Source organism: Aquirufa sp. Wall-65K1, from assembly GCF_054558475.1.
Genome location: NZ_JBPXKD010000011.1, coordinates 1 through 4065 on the forward strand (window position 1 = coordinate 1; position 4065 = coordinate 4065).

Consider the following 4065-nt stretch of genomic DNA (forward strand, 5'->3'; position numbering starts at 1 on the left):
CCGTTACAGTTACATTAACCGACGTAAACGGCAATGCGGTCAATGCCACCGCTGATGGAACAGTTACTCTTACTCGTAAGACAGGTACTGGTACTTTAGGTGGTACACTTACAGGTACCATTACTTCAGGTTCTAGTGCAGTTACCATCTCAGGTGTTACTTATACCAAAGCGGAAACGGGTGTGGTTTTAACTGCAACAGGAACTGGTGCTGGTAGTAATGTAGCAGCCAAAGTTGGTGATTCTAATGCATTCACTGTTGTGGCTGGTGCTATAAATGCAGCTAATTCTACCCTGAGCCCATCAACGGCTAGTATCACTGCTAATGGTTCATCTACTCAAGTATTAACTGTAACAGCTAAAGATGCTTATGGAAACAATGTCGGCGTAGGTGGTGCAACAGTAACCATTACACGACATATAGGTACAGGTACAGTAGGATCAGTAAGTAATGTAGGTGATGGAACTTATACTGCTACTGTTACTTCCCCAACAACAGTTGGTACTGGAGAATTTGAGGCAAGCATTGGTGGAAATCCTGTAGAAAATGGAACAGGAGCTATGTTTCATAGTGTCATTACTTATACTGTTGGGCCTGCAGCTAAACTAACTTTCCAAGTTCAACCAAGTAATACCGCTGCATTAGCATCCATCAACCCAGCTATCAAGGTAAGAATTGAAGATGCCAATGGTAACTTAACTAGTTCTACTGCCAACGTAACCATTGATTTTGGAACCAATGCAGGATCAGGTACATTATCTGGAACTAAAACAGTAGCAGCCGTTGCAGGTGTAGCCACCTTTAGTGATTTATCGATTAATAATGCGGCCACTGGTTATACGTTATCGGCGACAAGTTCAGGTTTAACAGGTGCGACATCTAGCACATTCAATATTACGACTTCAGGTGCTGCCAAATTAGCATTTAGTGTACAGCCAAGTAATGCTTTAGCAGGTAACAGCATTAGTCCAGCCATTAAAGTTCAAATTTTAGATGCCGCTGGAAACCCAACTACGGCAACAGATAATATTACTTTATCGATTGATACCAATCCAGCTTCTGGAACACTTTCTGGAACCTTGACTCAAGCAGCCGTAGCAGGTGAAGCCACATTTACAGGTATATCCATCAATAAATCAAGTGCTTCTACCTACAAGTTAAAAGCTACAAGTGGTTCGTTAACCGAAGCCATTTCAAGCACCTTCATTATTTCTCCGAATACGCCATCTGCGATTACCGTGACAGACATTACCCCTGCCGTGGGAATCTTAGGAATTAACAACAATATTGTACGGGTTAATTTAGTCGATGCTTATGGTAATTTCTCTCCAGCTCCTTCAGATATTGGAGTTCAGTTAAGCTTATTTATTGGCGCTACGGATAGAACATCCGATGGTATTGAAAGAACCAATTCTTCCAATGTAGTTCAATCGACACCAATCCAAGCGACCATCAGTAATGGAAATTATTTTACTGATATCACGTATGTTCGTTATAAAGTTTCTACGATAGATAAAACTACCACCCCTTATACCACAAATAACAATGCGACGATTAAAGCCGCTAAGTATACGGTTGGTGGTCCTAGTTTAAGTACAGGAACTAGTGCTGCATTTACTATTACAGAAGGTAAGATATATTCGCCAAAAACAACCGGTAACTGGAATGCCGTAACTTGGGCTATTTCATCCGATGGCGGAACCTCGTTTGCGGATACAGTTGGCATAAAATACATTTATGATAAATATGATATCGTCAAAATTCCAACAGGTATTACCACTACCTTAAGCCAATCTGTTTCTTTATACAGTTTAATTATTGATGGTACTTTTGACTTAACAACAAGTGGAACATTGACCTTAAATCACCATTCGGGTATTGATGGTGAATACAATATTCATACGCATGGTACCTTTAAAAACTCAGGGGGTACATTTACCAATACCAATGAATCTGGTAGCGGATATTTACCTAATTTCCACGGAGGAACCTATTGGCATGCCAGAGATGGAGGATCTATTCCGAAAGCCCTATGGACAACTCAAACAGCTGGAGCCCTTACTAAAATTACAGGTCTGAGTTCAACCTCTTTATCCAGTGGATTTGATCAAACCTTCCTAAACTTTGAATGGGATAACTCCTACACTGGTCAAAGCATGCATGGTAATGTGACCATTTCCAAAGACTTTTATTTAAAAAGTGGATCATTCTCCATTGGGGATAATAATACGTTAACATTAAATGAAACGGTTAATGCATTAAGCGGTGGAAAATTAAAAGGAACTAGCTTATCTACTTTACATGTTAATACTACCAGCGGAAGCCCAAGCTTAGACTTTGATTCAGGAGGTCAAAATTTGAAGGAATTGAAAGTCAATGTTACAGGTGGAACTACACTGACCATCCCATCTGATTTAACCATCAGTAATACGCTAAACTTAGTGGCAGGTCGAGTAGTTATGGGTAATAACAAAAAAATTATCCTTCCTATCGACGCAAGTATATCGGGTGCTTCGGATGCCCGTTATGTACAGGGAATCATTTCAAAAGTTATACCGAAGCAAACAGATCCTTCTTTTTCTTTCCCTATTGGAGATGCCACAGCTTACGCGCCAGTAACCTTAGATTTTGTTGGTAGAAGCGCCGCTTCCACCGACTTGACCATTGAATCATCCACCAATTCATTAGCAGATAATGCTGAAATAAGCGGTTCTGGTATTCGTTCAGACAAATATGTGAAAAGGAAATGGAGAGTTACAGATGGTAGTGGTGCAACAGCCAATGGCTTCACTACCTATCATATTACCTTAGGCTTCCCAGGTGCGGATATCGCGGGATCAGCTAGTTTATCCAATATGATTGTCCGTAAGAATTCTGGCTCATGGAAAGCGCCAGGTGGACATGTTAGAACAGATGGTACAACAAAGACTGTTCAAGGCCAGAACTTTAATTCATTCTCTAATTTCTTTATTGGAGAATCGTCTGGCGCTACCAGCTTTTCATTAAATAGTCCTGCGGATATTACAGCAGGAACAAGAGCAGCCTATGTCGGTACTCGATTAGATGCCGCTTCTTTGCCATATACAACTGGTAGTCAAACAGCTTATTTAACTTCTACAGGAAGTGGTGTATTCTATGATGCCGCTAGTGGAGGAAACGTTATAACCAGCATTAACTTTACCGATGGATCCTCAACAGTCAATTTCTGGTTTGAGAAAACCACGGTAGGTAGTTATACCGTAACTATGTCAGATGCTACTCCAGCAGATGCTGGAGCGGGAATTACCGACGCAACAGATGATATTGCGGTAACAGTAGGTGCAGTAGATGCTGCAGCTTCAACATTAACCCCAACAGTGGCCAATATCACAGCCAATGGAACTTCAACCCAAGTTTTATCCGTAACGGCTAAAGATGCTTACGGTAATAACCGAGGTACTGGTGGAGATGTAGTTACCATTACTCAATTATCGGGAACAGGTACCATCGGATCTGTATCACATGCAGGAAGTGGAGTATATACTGCTACAGTTACTTCTCCTACATCAACAGGTACAGGCGTATTTGTGGCTACCTTAGGTGGATCGCCTGTAAAAAATGGTACAGCTAGTCAAACGCAATCCACCATCACTTATTCAGAAGGTGCGGCAAATAAATTAGTCATTACTAATATAGGTACGAAAACCGCTGGTGCTACTTTTAATGTTATTGTAACCCTAACAGACGTAAATGGAAACCCAGTAAATGCAACAGCTGATGGTACCGTAAATTTAAGTTTAAAAACAGGTAGCGGAACATTAGGTGGAACATTAACCGGAACGATACTGAGCGGTGGAAGTAGCGTAACCATCTCGGGTGTTACTTATACCAAAGCGGAAACGGGTGTGGTTTTAACTGCTACAGGTTCTGGTACATCAACTAATGTAGCTGGTAAATTAGGTGATTCTAATGCATTCACTGTTGTGGCTGGTGCTGCAGATGCTGCCATTTCTACCTTAACTCCTACTTCGGCTAGTATCGTGGCGGACGGTTCTACTACTCAAGTTTTAACCGTAACTGCTAAAG

Annotated in this window: 1 protein-coding gene; it reads left to right on the forward strand. The window is 41.3% G+C overall.

What is annotated here, in order from left to right; genetic code table 11:
• A partial coding sequence (locus ACST15_RS12455; protein WP_459454987.1) for a beta strand repeat-containing protein occupies positions 1-4065 on the forward strand: 4065 nt, incomplete at both ends.